15 protein-coding genes are annotated in these 17,173 nt (G+C 61.6%); 11 read left to right on the forward strand and 4 right to left on the reverse strand.

Translation table 11 applies throughout. The annotated features are described in order from the left end of the window. Positions 1-6 precede the first annotated feature (6 nt). The 5 genes from BN60_RS03090 (at position 7) to cuyB (ending at position 6,154) form a co-directional block, all read left to right on the forward strand. Positions 7-1,728, forward strand: a complete 1,722-nt coding sequence (locus BN60_RS03090; RefSeq protein WP_202949774.1) for an N-acyl-D-amino-acid deacylase family protein — start codon at positions 7-9, stop codon at positions 1,726-1,728. Positions 1,729-1,761: 33 nt separating this feature from the next. Then, entirely contained in the window at positions 1,762-3,096 is a 1,335-nt protein-coding gene (gene hisD, locus BN60_RS03095) for a histidinol dehydrogenase (RefSeq protein ID WP_020694523.1), read from the forward strand. Next, positions 3,093-4,358 carry a DegT/DnrJ/EryC1/StrS family aminotransferase gene (locus BN60_RS03100; protein ID WP_020694524.1) on the forward strand — a complete coding sequence of 422 codons (1,266 nt, stop codon included), beginning with the start codon at positions 3,093-3,095 and terminating at the stop codon, positions 4,356-4,358. Before hisD ends, BN60_RS03100 begins: the two co-directional genes overlap by 4 nt. Next, positions 4,355-5,365: a D-cysteate sulfo-lyase gene (gene cuyA, locus BN60_RS03105; RefSeq protein ID WP_020694525.1), complete on the forward strand. Its 1,011-nt coding sequence runs from the start codon at positions 4,355-4,357 to the stop codon at positions 5,363-5,365. The genes BN60_RS03100 and cuyA overlap by 4 nt, the downstream gene beginning before the upstream one ends. Positions 5,366-5,443: 78 nt before the next feature. Next, positions 5,444-6,154, forward strand: coding sequence for a cysteate racemase (cuyB, locus tag BN60_RS03110; protein ID WP_043283588.1), 711 nt, complete (start codon positions 5,444-5,446; stop codon positions 6,152-6,154). A 529-nt stretch (positions 6,155-6,683) separates the two neighbouring features. On the opposite strand, the gene BN60_RS03115 is transcribed toward cuyB, so the two are convergent. Further along, on the reverse strand, positions 6,684-8,126 hold the full coding sequence (locus tag BN60_RS03115) for an FAD-dependent oxidoreductase (protein ID WP_020694527.1): 1,443 nt from the start codon (positions 8,124-8,126) through the stop codon (positions 6,684-6,686). Positions 8,127-8,135: 9 nt separating this feature from the next. Further along, the gene (locus BN60_RS03120; RefSeq protein ID WP_020694528.1) at positions 8,136-9,587 is read right to left on the reverse strand and encodes an aminotransferase class I/II-fold pyridoxal phosphate-dependent enzyme; all 1,452 of its coding nucleotides are present in this window, start codon (positions 9,585-9,587) and stop codon (positions 8,136-8,138) included. A 221-nt stretch (positions 9,588-9,808) separates the two neighbouring features. Here BN60_RS03120 and BN60_RS28525 point away from each other — a divergent pair, with 221 nt between their 5' ends. After that, positions 9,809-11,047 (forward strand): glycosyltransferase, encoded by a 1,239-nt coding sequence (locus BN60_RS28525; RefSeq protein ID WP_020694529.1) that lies wholly within the window; start codon positions 9,809-9,811, stop codon positions 11,045-11,047. A 49-nt stretch (positions 11,048-11,096) separates the two neighbouring features. On the opposite strand, the gene BN60_RS28530 is transcribed toward BN60_RS28525, so the two are convergent. Then, the gene (locus BN60_RS28530) at positions 11,097-11,939 is read right to left on the reverse strand and encodes an FkbM family methyltransferase (RefSeq protein ID WP_020694530.1); all 843 of its coding nucleotides are present in this window, start codon (positions 11,937-11,939) and stop codon (positions 11,097-11,099) included. Positions 11,940-12,172: 233 nt separating this feature from the next. Continuing rightward, positions 12,173-13,144, reverse strand: a complete 972-nt coding sequence (locus BN60_RS03140) for a response regulator transcription factor (RefSeq protein ID WP_148283312.1) — start codon at positions 13,142-13,144, stop codon at positions 12,173-12,175. Positions 13,145-13,453: 309 nt separating this feature from the next. Between BN60_RS03140 and BN60_RS29425 the strand changes: the two genes are divergently transcribed. The 5 genes from BN60_RS29425 (at position 13,454) to BN60_RS03165 (ending at position 17,165) form a co-directional block, all read left to right on the forward strand. Next, on the forward strand, positions 13,454-13,870 hold the full coding sequence (locus BN60_RS29425) for an SDR family NAD(P)-dependent oxidoreductase (protein WP_083855933.1): 417 nt from the start codon (positions 13,454-13,456) through the stop codon (positions 13,868-13,870). Positions 13,871-13,892: 22 nt separating this feature from the next. Further along, on the forward strand, positions 13,893-14,081 hold the full coding sequence (locus BN60_RS03150; RefSeq protein ID WP_020694533.1) for a hypothetical protein: 189 nt from the start codon (positions 13,893-13,895) through the stop codon (positions 14,079-14,081). Between the two features lie 280 nt (positions 14,082-14,361). Continuing rightward, positions 14,362-15,360, forward strand: coding sequence for a TRAP transporter substrate-binding protein (locus BN60_RS03155; protein ID WP_020694534.1), 999 nt, complete (start codon positions 14,362-14,364; stop codon positions 15,358-15,360). 30 nt (positions 15,361-15,390) lie between these two features. Then, complete coding sequence (locus BN60_RS03160) at positions 15,391-15,882, forward strand: TRAP transporter small permease (protein ID WP_020694535.1); 492 nt, start codon at positions 15,391-15,393, stop codon at positions 15,880-15,882. Further along, the gene (locus tag BN60_RS03165) at positions 15,879-17,165 is read left to right on the forward strand and encodes a TRAP transporter large permease (RefSeq protein ID WP_020694536.1); all 1,287 of its coding nucleotides are present in this window, start codon (positions 15,879-15,881) and stop codon (positions 17,163-17,165) included. The genes BN60_RS03160 and BN60_RS03165 overlap by 4 nt, the downstream gene beginning before the upstream one ends. The last annotated feature ends 8 nt before the right edge of the window (positions 17,166-17,173 follow it).

The raw sequence follows: 17,173 nt of genomic DNA on the forward strand, positions 1-17,173 counted from the left end.
CCCCGGGTGCGCGATGGCCTGCCGGGCGGGAGTAGCCCTTCCCCGCCCGGTGCTACCGGGTCGACCGAGAGCGCTTCCCTCCCGGCTCCGAGGGGCCGGCCAACGTTAAAGAGAACTCCCACTATGTTTGATTTCCTGATTCTCAATGGCATGGTCTACGATGGAAGTGGCTCGCCAGGCCGCAAGACGGACATCGGAATTAAGGATGGCTGCATCGCAGCCATCGGCGATCTGTCCGATGCACTCGCCACGGAACGGATCGACGTGGCCGGCTTGGCCGTGGCGCCGGGCTTCATCGACTTGCACACCCACTCGGACTTCACCCTTGTCGTCGACGGGCAGGCACAGAGCCAGGTGCACCAGGGCGTGACGACCGAAGTCATTGGCCAATGCGGACACAGCTGCGCACCGATGCGCGACCCGAAACTCCGGTCCCCGATGGGGGCCGGACATGCGCCCGATGCCATCGGCGACAAGCGCTGGCAGACCTTTGGCGAGTATCTGGACGTGCTCGAGAGATCTCCACTCGGCGTGAACGTCGCCGCGTTCGTAGGACATGGCACGGTCCATAGCGCGGTGCTGGGCGATGCGCTCACGGCTGGCGACGACGAGGACATCGCCCGCATGAAAAGGTTGGTCGAGGAATCGCTGGACCAGGGGGCGGCTGGCTTCTCGACGGGGCTGGAATACTGGCCCGGGATCTTGGCGGCGCCGGAGCATCTGGTGCCGTTGTGCGAGGCTGCCGCGGTGCGCGGCAAGCTCTACGCAACCCATGTGCGTAATCGCGATCGATTCTACGACCTAGGGTTCACCGAGGCCATCGCGGCATCCCGCGAGTCGGGTGCGCGCCTGCAGATATCGCATATCCAGACCAAGTTCGGGGCGCCGGACCATGCCATGGAGCACACGCTCGAGATGATCGATGCTGCCCGTCGGCGTGGGCAGGATATTGCGTTCGACGTCATCCCGCACGACTGGAACAACACCTCGGTGATGGCGATCCTACCGAAGTGGGCGCGCGAAGGTGGCGTCCAGTCGACGCTCAAGCGAATGAAAGACCCCGACGTCCGGGAGAAGGTCAAGCGCAATCCGGCACCGATGCTGCTGATCGTGAAGGCGCGGCGATGGGACGACGTGGTCCTGCTCAATGCCGTCACCAACAGGCATCTCGTCGGCATGAGTTTTGCCGAGATCGGCAAGATGCGTGGAGTCGATCCCTACGATGCCCTGATGGACATGCTGATAGAGGAGGATGACGCGGCCGGACGGATGATGTGGGCAACCCGCAGCTTCCGGGACGACGACATCGAGATGGCGATGCGCGATGCTTCCTGCGCCGTGATTTCCGATACCGCGGCGCTCTCTCCGGAAGGCAGGCTGGGCGAGCAGCTTTTCTCTCTCAGCGGTTATGGATGGGCTCCGCGCTTCTTGCAGTATTACGTGCGCGATCGCAACGTGCTGGATCTGCCAGAGGCGATCCGGCGTATCACTTCATTGCCGGCGTCGCGAATCGGCATCAAGGACCGGGGCCTCTTGGCGAAAGGCATGCACGCCGATCTCGTGGTCTTCGATGCGCAGGAGATCGCGAGCAAGGTCACCATCAAGAAGCCGCGACAGCACCCGGTCGGCATCGCGCACGTCATGGTCAACGGTGCGTTCGCGATGCGCGACGGCCGTCGCACCCCCAGCAATACGGGCAAAGTACTTCGGAACATCGGCACCCGTTGAACGTCTCGGCGACGATCGAAACAGGAAAAGGCTATGACAGTCGAATACTTGAAGAAATCCGATCCCCCCTCCGCGGCGGTGGACAACGCGACGGCAGAGACGGTTCACCGCATGCTCGAGGACATCCGCAAGAACGGGCGCGCAGCCGTCGAGCGTTACGCCCGGGATCTCGATGGCTGGACTGGCGACATCGTCTGCACGAATGATGACTTTGTGCGGGCGAGTGCCAGCCTGTCGCAAGGGGTCCGGGACGACATCGACTTTGCCTACCGCCGGATCAGGGATTTCGCGCTGCGCCAACGCGAGTCGATGCTGGAGTTTGAGACCGAACTGGTCGATGGCTTGCTCGCGGGGCAACGGCTCATTCCGGTGAACCGTGCCGGGTGCTACGTTCCGGGCGGACGTTATGCCCATGCGGCCTCAGCCATCATGAGTGTTTGCACAGCCAAGGTCGCTGGCGTGCCGGGCATCGTCGCAGCATCGCCTCCGCATCGCAACGACGGCATCCACCCCGCCATCTTGCACACCATGCATTTGTGCGGTGCCGGCAAGGTGCTCGCACTGGGCGGTGTCCAGGCAGTTGCTGCGATGGCCTACGGCCTGTACTCCGATGGTCCCGCGGACGTCATCGTGGGGCCGGGCAATCGCTTCGTCGCACAGGCCAAGCGGATGCTGTTTGGCGAAGTCGGGATCGACGTGCTGGCTGGGCCCACGGAGTCGGCGATCATTGCCGACGAGACTGCCGATGCAGATGTCATTGCGGCGGATCTGGCCGGGCAGGCCGAGCACGGCCCGGATTCACCGGTTTGGCTGTTCACGACCTCGCGCGAGTTGGGCTTGAAGGTCATCGAAAAGATGCCGGCCGTGATCGCTGCGCTGCCCGCGTCCGCGCGTAGCGCAGCGCAGGCCGCCTGGCGCGATTTCGCGGACGTGGTCTTGCTCTCCACGCGCGAAGAGGTCTGCGAGATCAGCGATCGTTATGCGCCGGAGCACTTGCAGGTCCTGGCGGCCGATCTCGACTGGTGGTTGTCCCGGCTGACCAATTACGGTTCGTTGTTCCTCGGTGAGGAGACAACGGTGGCCTATGGAGACAAGTGCTCCGGTCCAAACCATATTCTTCCTACCCGGGGCGCTGCTCGGTATTCAGGTGGCTTGAGTGTCGGCAAGTTCATCAAGACGGTCACCTGGCAGCGCATGAACCGAGCGGCCAGCCGGGAAGTGGGGCAAGTCGCAGCGAGGATTTCTCGACTCGAGGGGATGGAGGGTCACGCGCGAACGGCGGATGTCCGCCTGAAGAAGTACTATCCGTCCGAAACGTTCGATCCTGGCGTGCTCGCTGGCCACGATGCCGGGCGGGGACAGACATGAACGAGGGCAGTCGCTCGTCCGACGGACTGTGGTTCGGCAAGGACATGAGCCAGGCGGAACCGATACCGGAGCAGACGATCGAACGCGCGGTCGAACTGATGCGCAGCGGCCGTCTGCATCGGTACGGCGAGCAGGGCGACGGTTTTCCCGAGCCATCGTTGCTGGAAGAGGAGTTTGCCGCTTACCTGGGAAGCAGGTACTGCGTGGCCGTCAGCTCGTGTGGCGCCGCCATGTTTCTGGCCTTGAAGGCGCTGGGCGTTAAGCCTGGAGACGATGTGCTGACCAGCAGTTTTACCCTGGCGCCGGTACCGGGTGCCATCGCGCACGCGGGCGCGCGGCCCGTGCTGGTTGCGACGAGGGCGGACTTCACGACCGATCTGGAGGACTTGGCGGACAAGTTGCGCACCAGCAAGGCCAGGGTGCTGCTGCTGTCGCACATGCGCGGTCACGTCACCGATATGGAGGTGGTTCAAGACCTTTGCCACCGCCACGGTGTCGCGCTGGTGGAGGACTGCGCACACACGATGGGAGCTTCTTGGGATGGTCGTCCCACTGGAACCTGGGGGCGCGTGGGTTGCTTCAGCACCCAGACCTACAAGCACATCAACTCCGGCGAAGGCGGGTTGCTGGTGACCGACGATGACGACGTGGCCGCGCAGGTCATCCTCATGTCGGGTTGCTACATGATGTACGACCAGCATCGGTGCAAGCCGCCCGTGGAGGTGTTCGACCGCTGGAAGTACATCACGCCGAATTTCAGCATGCGCATGTCGAACCTCGCTGCTGCCTTGTTGCGGCCGCAGATCGAATTGCTGCCGGAGCGTTCGGCGCGGTGGAACCGCATCTACGCACGCCTGGAAGTCGAACTCGCCAAAGCACCCAATGTCTCGCTGCCCCGGCGCCATCCCAAGGAAGCATTCGTCCCCAGTTCCATCCAGTTCAGCCTTGCGCTGGAGCCTGCGGGGATCGAACGGTTTCTTCAGGAGTGCCAACTGCGGGGGCTATACGTCAAGTGGTTCGGCTGCCCCGAGCCCACGGCCTTTACCAGCAACTATTCCCACTGGCACTACTTCAAGGCCGAACTCGCGTCAGATCAGTCTATGTCCGTATTGCGTCATCTGATGGACCTGCGATTGCCGATTAACCTGACCGAGGCGGAATGCGACCTAATCGGTCGAATCGTGACTGCGGCGGCCATCGTCGCGGCGCGCGAGCCTTCTCACCCACTTTGCATTTCGACCTCGGAGACAGAGCAGCCATGAAATTGACTCGATTCCCCCGCGTGCGCATCACCCACGCCCCCACTCCTCTGGAGTTCATGCCCCGCATGACCGAGGCTCTCGGGGGCCCCAACCTTTACATCAAGCGCGACGACTGCACCGGACTGGCTACGGGTGGCAACAAGACACGCAAGCTGGAGTTCCTGATGGCCGACGCTGTGAAGCACGGGGCCGACACGATCATCACCCAGGGAGCAACTCAGTCCAACCATGCGCGCCAGACCGTTGCGATCGCAGCCAGGATGGGAATGAAGTGCGAGATTCTCCTGGAGGATCGAACCGGGTCCAAGGTGGACAGCTACAAGCATTCTGGGAACGTTTTTCTGGACCGCATGTATGGCGCCAGGATGCAGGAGGTTCCAGGTGGTACCGACATGAACGCCGCCATGTCCCAACTTGCGGAGGAGCTGCGTGGCAAGGGGCAGAAGCCCTACATAATTCCCGGAGGTGGCTCGAACCCGATCGGCGCGCTGGGCTACGTGGTGTGTGCGCTGGAGCTGGTGGACCAGTTCAACACGCAGGGGCTCGACGTGGGTTGCGTGGTGCACGCCACGGGAAGTGCCGGCACCCAGGCGGGCCTCGTGGCCGGTTTCGAGGGCAGCCGCAGCGACATCCCGGTGCTGGGGATCGGTGTGCGCGCGCCAAGGCAGGTACAGGAAACCAACGTCTACAACCTGGCCGTGAAAACAGCCGAACTCCTGGGGGTTGCCGGCGCGGTGTCTCGCGAAAGAGTACAGGCCAACTGTGACTACGTTGGTGACGGCTACGGAATTCCCACGGCCGGCATGGTGGAGGCGGTCACCATGATGGCGCGGCTGGAAGGCATCCTGCTGGATCCGGTTTATTCTGGTAAGGGGATGGCAGGGCTGATCGATCTGTGCCGCAAGGGACACTTCAGGAAAGGCGACAACGTGGTGTTCCTGCATACCGGCGGCTCCACGGCCCTCTTCGGTTACATGGACGCGTTCGGCGGGTTGACTCCACTCTGATTCACGCATCGCCGACGCGGGACTCGGGCGGATATGTCCGCTTCAAATGAGTTCGGAGAGCACCATGGGAAGATGGCCATGATCGGCGTCCTTGGCGGGATGGGTCCGCTGGCTACGGCCGACTTCTTCTCCAAGGTGATTGCCGCAACTGGCGCGGAACGGGACGAATGTCACGTCCCGTTGTTGATCCAGTCCGACCCCCGCGTGCCGAGTCGGCCGGCGGCGATCCTTTCTGGTGGCGAGTCGCCGCTTCCGGCCTTGTTGGCAGGACGCGACCGGCTCATCGCCGCTGGTGCCATAGCACTGGCCATGCCCTGCAACACGGCGCATTTCTGGATCGCCGAGTTGCGGGATGGCTGCGCCGTGCCCTTCCTCAGTATTGTCGATGCCTCGTGCGGCGAGGCCGCAGCGCAGCTCGGACCGGGTTCGTGCATCGGCCTGATTGCCACCGGCGCTACGCTGGCCACGCATCTCTTCGACGATCGCCTCCAAGCCGACGGCTTTCGGCCCATCTTGCCGGATGTTGTCGACATGGAAGCGAGGGTGCTTCCGGCGATCGAGCTGGTGAAGGCCGGGCGTCCGCGGGAAGGGGGGCCCCTAATAGAACAGGCAGTGCAAGCATTGCTGCACCGCGGCGCAACGAGAGTGATTCTCGCCTGCACAGAAACCCCCCTGGCGCTGGACGCGGTCGGATCGGACCTCCGAAGGGTGTGCGTGGATAGCACCGGCGCACTTGCGCGCAGTTGCGTGCGGTGGTGGCAAGAGCACAGTCCACCTACGACGCCTTAGTGCGAATGGCCACAAATTCCCTGAGCGAACGACGCAGTAGAAAAAAGGCCATTCAACCTGAGTGCCAACGTCAGCAAATGGTGGTTGCCCATCTCATGCCTTCTCACTGGACATCGTTGTCATTGAGCAGTGACGTAGGCGCGTGCCGTGAGCGACCGGTTGCGAAGAAACCAGCGCACTGGTCCTTGATGGAGCACATCGTACATGTAGGAAGGTACCCGTGCTTCCAGTTGCCGATCGATTTGCGTGCCAGATACAAACCTCTCGCTCGACGTGATCGCCTCTCAATCCGCCAACTTCGCAGATTGCGATCTTGCAACCTTGGGAATCAACTCAGTGCAAAAGTGTCATTCAACACTGAGTTTGATCAGCACTAGTGTTTTGGGCCAGCATTAGTGTCGGCCCTGCTGCCAAGGCGGATCGGCTTTAGCTCGAGCCGTCGGACGCGAATGTAAGAGGGCGGCCTCGGGACTTGCGATCCCACAACCACCTTAATGACTAGTTGCGCGCCGCATCTTCGAGACAGATGTCATCCCCCAGTACGATATTGCCTCGCGGAGGTGGGACGTACTTGACTTTCCTCTGAGCAGTTATGTGGCTGACGAGACGAATAGGCATGATGAGGACTGCATCCTCGGACAAGCGCGACAGGCAGTCGGAGCGCAGCAGACAGCCGCCTCTCGGAGCTGAGGCGTCGCACCTCGTGATGCACCATTGCGCCGATGTCGTTTTGGTAAAGCCAAAGACTGTTGGCCTGGCCGTCGAAATTTGGTTCGCCACCCATGTATGCGGGCGGACGGTACCCCGTGCCGAGCCCGATGCCGAACACACTGTCGAGTGCCCGGCCATCTCCCAACAGTAAGCGGCAATCATCGCCGACAGCCACGCTGCCAGTGTCCGCGCTGAGCGCAACTGGTGCTCCGCTCGCGTCGAGCACGGGCAACGTGCTCGAGTTGTAGCCGAAGCAGGGGACCACGAGCGCAGCCTGCTCTAGCAAGGCCCGAAGTTGGCCGGCTGGCAGGCTAAGGAGCCGCGTGGTGACGCGTGGGTCGGGAACGGTGCCCGGCCGGTGCGCCAACTGCCGCCACATCTCGCGCCCGAAACCGCGCAACCCTCCCATACGGTGCACGCGGCCGGTCCGCGGGCAGATATCGCCAGGCTCGGTCAAATACTGGTCTGCTGCGGCAGCTTGAGCATCGGGGTAAAATACTTTGGGCGGCCGCCGTTGCAGAATTTCGATCTGCCCTTCGGCGAGGCCGGCGGCCGCAGGTAATTGTGTTAGTGCCCAAGCAGCAGCATAGGCGCTATGTGAGCCGCCTAGGATGAGGATACGACGGCCACCAGCACGCGCGATGATCTCACTAGCCGCCGCCAGCCCCGACGTTTGTAGCAGGCTGTCCGACGGCATGACGCGTCGCAGGCTGCAATCCTTTAGCGTGAAGCCGGGTACTAGCTCGCGCTCTTGCCACTGCTGCCGTCCGCCCAAGGCGATCACCGCGGAGTGTGCGGTCAGCATGGTGGTCTCGCCGTCGCGCTCGACCTCGACCGTAACCGAGCCCTCGGCCTGCAGGCGTGCGCGCGTAGCGTTGGTGCCCCGGTAGAGACGCGAGACAGAGTGATTGTCGAACATTGCGGAAAGTCCACTGCCGAGCAGGCGCATGTAGCGATCGACCAGCGCGAGCGGTGGGAAGCCGTACCGGTAGGTCTCCATCTCGCGCGCAACCGCATGGTCGCGCAGTGGCCGGAGCGGCGGAGAAAGTTTCACCGCCTCGAGACACTCCAGGTACGAGGAACCGAGAGAATCCGAAGCGATGCCGAAGCGGCCAAGGCTGCCGCCAAGGTGCTCTGTGCGCTCAATCAGGGCAACGCCGGCGTCAAGCCAGCCTTCGAGTGTGCCTTGCTGGGCGGCAGCCAGGAGCGGTCCGAGGCCGCCCGGCCCGCCACCGACAATGATGGTCGCAAAGGTCGGCATGTTGCACTTTCACGCAAGAACAGCGCGAAACACTGCGGCAACACGATCGACCACTTGGTGATCGACGCCGCGCTGCGTCGGCAGGCAAATGCCGGTCGCGGCAAGCCGGGCGCTGTGTTGGTAGTCGCGGGCGTATTTCTCGTAGAGCGGTAGCGAGGAGAGTGTATGGAAGAATGGCCGCATCTCGAGCCGGGCCTCCAGCGCACGCGACAAGATCTCGTTGCGGGCCGCCTCCGGCACCTGGACGCAGGTGAGCCATACGACGGGCATTGACTTTGAATCCATCTGTGGCGGAAAGCGGACGCCAGGAATGTCCCTCATCGCCACCTCGTACAGCCGCGCGATGGTGCTGTTGCGCGCTAGGATGCTCTCAATGCGCCAGAGCTGCGCCTGCCCGATAGCGGCCTGCAAGTTGGTGATGCGATAGTTGAAACCAACTCGCTCATGCCAGTAGGAACGGCTCGGCGTCATTCCGTGGTCGCGCAGGACGCGCAGCGACTTTGCGATGGCTGGATCGCTGGTCAGGCACATGCCGCCCTCGCCGGTGGTCACGATCTTGTTCGCGTAGAAGGAAAAGCAACCAATATCGCCGAACTGACCAACCGGCCGGCCCTCGTAGCGCGCGCCATGTGCCTCGGCGCAATCCTCGATCACAAAAATCCCACGCTCGCGTGCGCACTGCACGATCGGCCCGATCTCGGCCGGCCGCCCATAGAGATGAACGGGAATGATAGCCTTTGTGCGAGACGTGCAGGCGGCTTTGACCGTCGCGAGGCTCATGCACCAGGTGACCGGGTCGACATCGACGATCACCGGAGTCGCACCGCAGTAGAGCACCGCGTTTATGGTGGCAGCGAAGGTGAGGTCGGGCACGATTACCTCGTGTCCCGGCCCAATGCCCAATGCTACGAGCGCGAGATGAAGCGCCACCGTTCCGTTGGTTACGGCAACTCCGTGCGCGGAGCCGACGAAGGCCCGAAACTCGTCCTCGAACCTCTCGACATAGGGCCCCTTGCTGGAGATCCACGACGAAAGGAAAGCGTCGAGCACTGCGCGGAACTCAAGGTGGCTCATGTCGGGCCGCGCGACCTGCACGAATTCGTCGGAGCGCTCGATGCTTACGCCGAGAAGGTGGCCGTAATCATCCACTATCGGGCGCAACACATCCTTTTCTCGTGAAACGTCGTTGCGACGCCGGTCTGCGAAGGTCGCCATGAAGTGGTCGAGGCCGGGTTTAAGAAGCGCACCGCCGTGGACTGCGCGGGCGATGTCATCGAGGGAGATGCGGCCGACCAGCCGCTTACCTTCGACTACGAGGCAGCTGCCAAGACCATTGTCCAAGCACTTTTCGATCGCAGCGAAGAGGGTCTCCGATGTATTGCAGATAAAGTCGTCCTCGTCGGCTGACGATGCGATGTCGTCCCCACTCGACATCGGCATCGCAGGTTCGGACAGAAACATAAGAGAACCTCCTTCACGGAATTGCCCGAGATGAGCTCTATCGCCCGGTTTCGGGAGCGGTGCATATCTCAACGTGTCGGGTGCAAGAAGAGCCAGTGGTAAGACTGTGATCCGGGCATCGACGCGAGTGGCGTTGCACAAATGCATCGGCGGTTCGACGGCGGTTCGTCGTCACGCCTTGATCACTGGCTGGACTTTCGGCGCGCGATCATCGTGAGACCATGCGCCTGCTCTGGCTGACCCTTGCCGATCCTTGTCCTCCCACGAATGGCCAGCTCATCTATTCTCGCGGCCTGATCGCTTCGGCTGTTCGGGAGGGTGCCCGGCTGGACGTGATCGGCTTGGCGCGCGGCGAGAGGGTCACGGGACCCAAGGACGAGCCTGGCCTGCATTGGAGCCTGCATCCCCGGGTAGTTCATCCGCTTCCTCGAAAGATCGTGTCGCCACTGCCCGAGGTCGCGCTCTACGCCTGGTCGGAACAGGCGGGCGCCGCGCTCGACGGCGCGCTGCTGCGGCATGATTGGGATGCCATTGTCTTCGACAGCATTTCCGGTGGCTGGGCGCTGGACCCCGTGCTTCGTCATTGTCGCCTGAGCAGGCAACCTCCGGCCCTGATCCACCTTGCGCACAACCACGAGACCACTGTGGCACGCCGCATCGCCGAGGCGGCGACCGGGCTTCGGCGGGCCTATCGTGCACTCGATGCCGCAAAGGTAGGCTGGCTCGAGCGCCGTCTGGTGCGGGTGTCTAAGCTCGTGACCTCGAACACGCCCGAGGATGCCGAGAACTTCGAAACGATGAAGTGCGCCCAGGTGCTGTTTCTCCCACCGGGCTACGACGGGCCGCGCATTGAGCGACGCACGATCGATAGGAGCGTACCGCGTCGCGCTGTTCTGGTCGGCAGCTACGACTGGCCTCCCAAGCGTATCAGCTTGGAAAAGTTTCTTGACGCGAGCGCGCTCCGCCTCGCTTCGGCGGCTGTCGACCTGCAGATTGTGGGTACGGCCGAGCCTGCCTATATCGATGCACTGCGGCAGCGCTACCCGGGCGTTACCTTCACGGGACCAGTTGACGACGTGCGGCCGTTTATGGCTGCTGCGCGGGTCGCGCTGGTGCCGGATCTGCTAGGCGGCTTCAAGCTCAAAGGCCTGGACTACGTCTTCAATCGCTTGCCGATCTGCGCCATGCGCGCGGCACTCCCGGGAATGCCGCTCGTGGACGGAAGCAGTGTCTGCCTTTCCGACAGCCACGAGGCAATGACCGACGGCGTACTCGCGCTGATCGACGAATTTGCAACCTTGAACGCCTACCAGGAGCGGGCCTGGACTGCCTGCGTCGATACTTTTGACTGGTCGCGCATCGGCCGGCGCCTCGTCGACGCGATTGGAAAGGTGGCCGAACCTTGTCGGCATCAACCAAAGAGACGTTCGTATCACCTCGAGAAAAGCGAGGGATGCTGACTTAGCCAAGGTGAACGCTTCTCCGCATCGGGATGACAATCTGCTTTCTTCAGAGTGTTCTGAGGTGGGCCGAGATGCGTTGGACGGTGGATGTAGGCTCTTCGGCCGGAAGAAAGATGAAGTTGTAGATGTAGGCACCAAAGCGTTTGCGTTCAGTGAGCGGTGCTGTGAGGTCTGGCAGCCTATCGGGCCGTTGCATCTCCTCGACGGAAAAAGTGCTGATAGGCTCAAGCTTGCCTTTGCGCACGTAGTGGCCCGTATAGCCCAGGCTGTCGAAATAGGTGCGGGCGCGCGCCAGCCCGCCGGGTGAGAGCCGGTCATCGATCTCGACCAGCACGCGAGGACGGCAGCGGCGGATCGTCTGCAGGGCGCCGTCGAGCACGGCCTGTTCGTGGCCCTCGACGTCGATCTTGATGAAGCCTGCACGTCCCTTGTAGACGGTGTCGAGGCGGTCCATCGACACTTTAATTGCTTGCGTAGCGGGGTAGGTACCAGAGGCGTCGGTCGAAATGGTCGAGCAGCCAGTCACGACGATGCCGTCCACTACCGGCATGTGCAATTCGACTGTATCGGCACGGTCGGACAGTGCGACCTGCTCGATCACTACTTCGCCCCCCGGGAATTTTTTGCGCAGGGCACTGGCCAGCACAGGCATCGGCTCGAAGGCCACAACCTTGTGCGCATGCCTGCGAAGGTAGTGGACGTAGGACCCATCGTTTGCGCCGACATCAATGGCGTCGGCGTCGCGACGGCAGAGGAATTTCAGAAGATGCAGCTCGACTTCGCCGTAACGACCGTAGAATTTCGCTTCTCGCCAGTTTAGCAGGGATTGGGGCAGGACCATACGGAGAGCCCGGCGCGCTTCGAAAGGAAGAATGGCCTGCACGTCCATGTCGGAACCTCTTGGAAAGTTTGGTCGGCGACTTTAGGCCTTTCTGCAATATTGCAAGCGTGATTAGGTCGTGATCGGCTGCATCCAGGTGGCGGCTTTGCCTATCCGTTCAAGTTGGAAAAGGGGCATGCCTCCTGTCTCATGCCGGCTATGAGGAGGCGAGTATCCGAATCGCCACCAACTCCGGCGCCTCTCGAGGCAAGCCGCGGGCGCGAGGAGATAAAGGAAGGCTTTTAAGAGAAGCTATCTGCTCTCCAGACATACCCAAACGCCGCGTAGTTTTCGATGCGGTCGAAGTCCGGTTGGAAGGCACGTAGCTTACTGCGAAGTCTCTTGATCGCTGAGCGTACGTTGGTGCGATAGCCTAGCGAGCCAGAGCCGGCGTGGAAGCCACGATAGTGCAGTTGGTCGTAGATGTCGCGATAGGTGACGTGACAGCCCGCGTTGGACACGAGCAGCTCCAGTATCTTGTACTCACCGAGCGTGAGCCCAAGATCTCGGCCTTGCCAGTAGGCACGACTCACGTGGAGCTTCAACATAAGATCACCAACTTCAAGTTGGCGCGCTGCGATAGATACCTTGCCTGTTGGCCGTGCAATTTTGCGCAGGCGGCAGAGCAGTACGGCGATGCCGCGGGCCTTATCTATGAAATCCGTGGCGCCGCTCTCGAACGCCTTCAATTCGTCTGAGGCGAATGAACGCCCTGTCAGGAAGATGATGGGGAGATGAATACCCCTCTGTCGGATTTGTGGCACCAAGTCGAGCCCGCAGGATTCTTCAAGCGTCCAGTCGAGCAGGATCGCGTCGGCATCCTCGATACCCGGGAGGGCCTGGAGGAAGGAATGGGCATCGGGGAAGGCATCTACACTGTAGCCGTGCTCCGCAAGTTCATTGGTGAGCGTGGCCCTGAAGAAAGCGTCATCGTCAACGGCTACGATGCGGTTTACCGCACACGGCAGTGCAGGTTGAATGCTGGGGGTCGTTGTGTTGGCGAGCGTCGTTAACATTGCAGAATTCCCTTCCCTGATCATTCCCAAGCGACGTTCCAAACAGGTCAGAAGCGCGAGCTTCCTCTGCTGATCGGCAATCATCCCACGGTTTAGAAACAGGCTCCCAATCGCCCGTCTCAAAAGGCCGACATGCCGGACTATAGACAGTGATTTTGTGAAGAGGCGCGAAAGGCGTTCGATTTTCGCTTCAGCCACCAGATGATCACGGGCCAAGAAGCGGCGTAATCAAACGAACAATCGAGGCTGGGAAGTCTGTTCATTTAAGAGAGAAGCCATTCACGCACTCGGCGTCTCATCCAAGCCGAATAGGCCCGTTCTTTTTGGGGTGCAACGATAGGTGGTATACGGAAATCGGCGGACCCTTTCTATCGGTCCTAAGTGACGGCGCGTGAGCCATTACGAGGCACTGATGGCGGTGACCCGCGTCCATCGCTTCCCGCAATTGCTCTTCTGCGCCGACACCGCCTTATTGGGCGTGGCGTGGCGCAACGTGGTGATGAAACCATGACCGCGACCTCTACGAACCCCAAATCCGCACCGTCTCTCAAGGACGAGAACCGCTCGGCCCGGCCGCTCGCCATCGTCACCGGCGCCTCCGCCGGCATTGGATGCGAACTCGCCCGAAAGTGTGCCGTCCACGGATTCGATCTCCTGATTGCTGCAGACGATCCGAAGCTCATCGATGCCGCTCGCGAGTTTGAATTGCTCGGCCGCGCCGTCGAAGCAATCGAGGTCGACCTTTCGACCACGAACGGCGTCGACCGCTTGCGGTACCAAGGCATTCGTCGACATGTTCGCCTATGCGCTTCGATCCGAAATCGTTATCGGTGTCCGTCGCAACCGCAACAAGCGCCCTTCGCCTGCTTTGAATCGACCTACGTGGGGGATCAAAAAAAGGTCGACTGGCCACGCGCGTGGTAGTGCCCGATAGAGGAAGCGCATCTTGTTCGGCGTGGCGCAGCAGGTTCTGTACCGTTATTCGGTCAATCCCGGCTGCACTGGCGTCGACAGGCGGGTGAGCGTGGATCCCGGCTCCATGCGTTGCCCGCTTCATCAATCATTTCGCCAACCGAAGTATGGCTCGGCGGTGAACGACTATTACCTTGTCGCTGTGCTGAAGTTCCGCGGTTGAGTATTGTCGATAAGACGAGGCCTAGCGCAACACACTGATAACACTGAAAGTCTTGCCGTGTTGCTAAAATTAGTACATGGCGAGCAAATATTGCTTCTTGTAAGAATGGTTGGCCTCTCCTACGAATTTTCATCGGAGCCGGCCCGTCGGGCGTGAAGATTGCTTGTATACCAGGCGAGTCGAAGCGATCGGCAATGCAACAATCGGTGCGGCTTCCAACTCGAAATGCAGAAGCAGGTGAGCTGCTTAAGCCGACAGCCACGGTCGAGAGGAGTGGGGGATGATGAGAAGCAAGATCTTACAGCTATTGCTGGCGTTGACAGTTCTCGCAGGCGCCTGCGCGTCCAGCGCAGGCGCGCAGACTGTCACCTTGCGTTTCGCCATGATCACCGCCGATTCGTTCCCGTACATGGACGGTGCCAAGAAATTTAAGGAGCTTGTCGAGGCGCGCTCGAATGGCGCTGTCAAAGTGCTCCTGTTCCCGGGTGGCCAGCTCGGAAATGAGCGTGAGATCAACGAGGCAATTCTCGAAGGCTCGATCCAGATCGGCGTTGGCGCCGGCGCAATGGCCAATCTCGCGCCGATCTACAACATCGTCCAGGTGCCGTTCCTGATTCAGGGCCAGTCGCACATGGCTGCAATCGCTGACGGACCGATTGGCGCCAAGCTGGCCGAGCGCATTGAGCAGCAGGCAGGTTTCAAAGTGCTGGCGTGGTTCAGCACCGGCGACAGCCCGATCGAAACCGTCAAGAAGCCGATCAAGACCCCGGCCGACCTTGCGGGTGTGAAGATCCGCGTTATCGAGACGCCGGTGCTGGTCGACGCCATGCGTGCGCTGGGTGCGAATCCCACGCCGATGGCCTACCCCGAAGTCTACACCGGCCTAAAGCAAGGCGTCATCGAAGGGGCACACCTGGACGTTCTGTCGGTCGACACCCTGAAAGTCGCCGAAGTAGCCAAGTACATGACGGACTGGGATCAGATCACCTTCGTGTCCGAGCCGCGTCCTGTGATCATGAGCGCCAAGTTCTTTGCGACGCTCTCGCCGGCGCATCAGAAGATCATCCAGGAGGCGATGAAGGAAGCCGCCGTGTACGAGCGGCTGGTGTTCAAGGACAAGATGGCGGCGATCCGCAAGAAACTCGTGAATGAAGGCGTCACGATCACGCAGGTCGACGCGGCTGCCTTTGTCGAGAAGGTCAAGCCGGTCTGGGCAAAGTATGCGGCCCAGCTCAAGGCTGAGGACCTGCTCGCCGACATCGTCGCCCTGAGGAAGTAACTCGGGCGGCTCTGCGAAGGCGGCTGGGCGATGAGGACAATCCTCGACTTTCTGTTCGAACGTGTCGCTGTCTTTGTGGCAGCGGCAGCACTGGTCCTCTCTTTGGCGGTGACGGCGGCTCAGATTTTCTGCCGATACCTGCTGGGGGACAGCCTCGTCTGGTCGGAGGAGGTTGCCCGGTACGCCCTCGTTTGGAGTTCCATGGTCGGTGCTGCTGTTGCCTATAGGCAGGGGCTGCATGTCGCCATCACGACCGTCGTCGAGCAGCTTCCGCCGACTTTCCGCGTCTTCTGTGCCCGGATGGTTCATGCGCTGATTCTTTGCTTCGGGGGACTGGTTCTGTGGACGGGCTGGTCCCTGGCGGCGCGCAACTTTGCCCGGCACCAACTTTCGGCGGCTCTTCAGATCGAGATCGCCTGGGTCAATCTCGCAATCCCGGCGGGAGGATTGCTGATCATGATCGCTGCTGTCGAGGCGATCATCAGAGCCAGAAAGCCGACCGCGGGAGTGAGTACCCTATGATCGGACTTGTCGGTTGGTTCGTCGGCCTCTTGATTCTCGGCGTGCCGATTGCCTTCGTTCTCGGCATCGCGACGACGATCTATCTCGTGACGACCGGGATCGCGCCTCTGTCCGCCGTGCCCCAGAGACTGTTTGCCGGTCTGGACCAGTTCGTGCTGATGAGCATTCCGTTCTTCATCATGTCGGGCGCGCTGATGAACGAGGCGCAGCTCACGAGCCGACTGGTCCAGTTCGCGAACCATCTTGTTGGTCGCTGGCGTGGGGGGCTCGCTCAAGTCAACGTGCTCAGCAGCATGTTCTTCGGCGGCATTACCGGCGCGGCCACCGCCGACGTCGCGGCGCTGGGGCCGATCCTGATCCCGGCCATGGAAAAGCAGGGGTACCGGCGCGATTTCGCTACGGCCGTCACCGTGGCTTCGTCGCTGTGCGGCCCGCTGATTCCACCAAGCATTCCGATGCTGGTCTATGGCATCTCCTCTGGTACTTCGATCGGAGCACTGTTCCTCGCGGGGCTCATGCCGGGCGTCGCCGTTGGACTTTCGATGCTCGTCCTGAATCGCTACCTGGTGCGGAACATGCCCCTGGAAGCACCGGGTCCGGTCAGCCTGGGCTGGATCGCGAGGTCGCGCGACTTCGTGGCGAGCTTCCGAGTGGCCCTGCTTGCGCTGATGATGCCAGTGATCATCGTAGGTGGCGTTGTCGGCGGTATCGTGACACCTACCGAATCCTCCGTCCTGGCGGTGCTCTACGCCATGGTCGTCGGGCTTTCGATGAGGACCCTGAAGCCGCGCGCGATGTGGACGCTGATCGTCGGTGCGGCGATCACCTCGGCCACGATCATGCTCATCGTTGCGGCAGCCAACCTGCTCGGCTGGGTGCTCGCCTTCGAGCGCATTCCCCAGGCGGTGGCTGACGGCTTCCTCGCGCTCACGGACAATCGCTGGGTCTTTCTGTGCCTGGTCATCGTCCTGCTGTTGATCGTGGGGCTATTCCTCGAAACATCGGGGGCCATCATCATTCTCACGCCCGTGCTGCTGCCGGCCGCGCTGGCCTACGGTTTCGATCCCGTTCACTTCGGCGTCATCCTGGTCTTCGGTCTCGTCATCGGATTGCTGACGCCACCCGTGGGGCTTTGCCTGTTCATAGGGTGCAGCGTCGGGAATGTGACCATCGAGCAGCTTACGAAAGCGCTGATGCCTTTCGTTGCTGTAATTGTCGCGGTTTATCTAGTTTTTGCGTTTGTACCTTCGGCTTCGCTCTGGCTGCCCCGCCTGCTGATGTAGCCCGAATC

The organism is Reyranella massiliensis 521 (assembly GCF_000312425.1).
Classification (GTDB): Bacteria; Pseudomonadota; Alphaproteobacteria; order Reyranellales; family Reyranellaceae; genus Reyranella; species Reyranella massiliensis.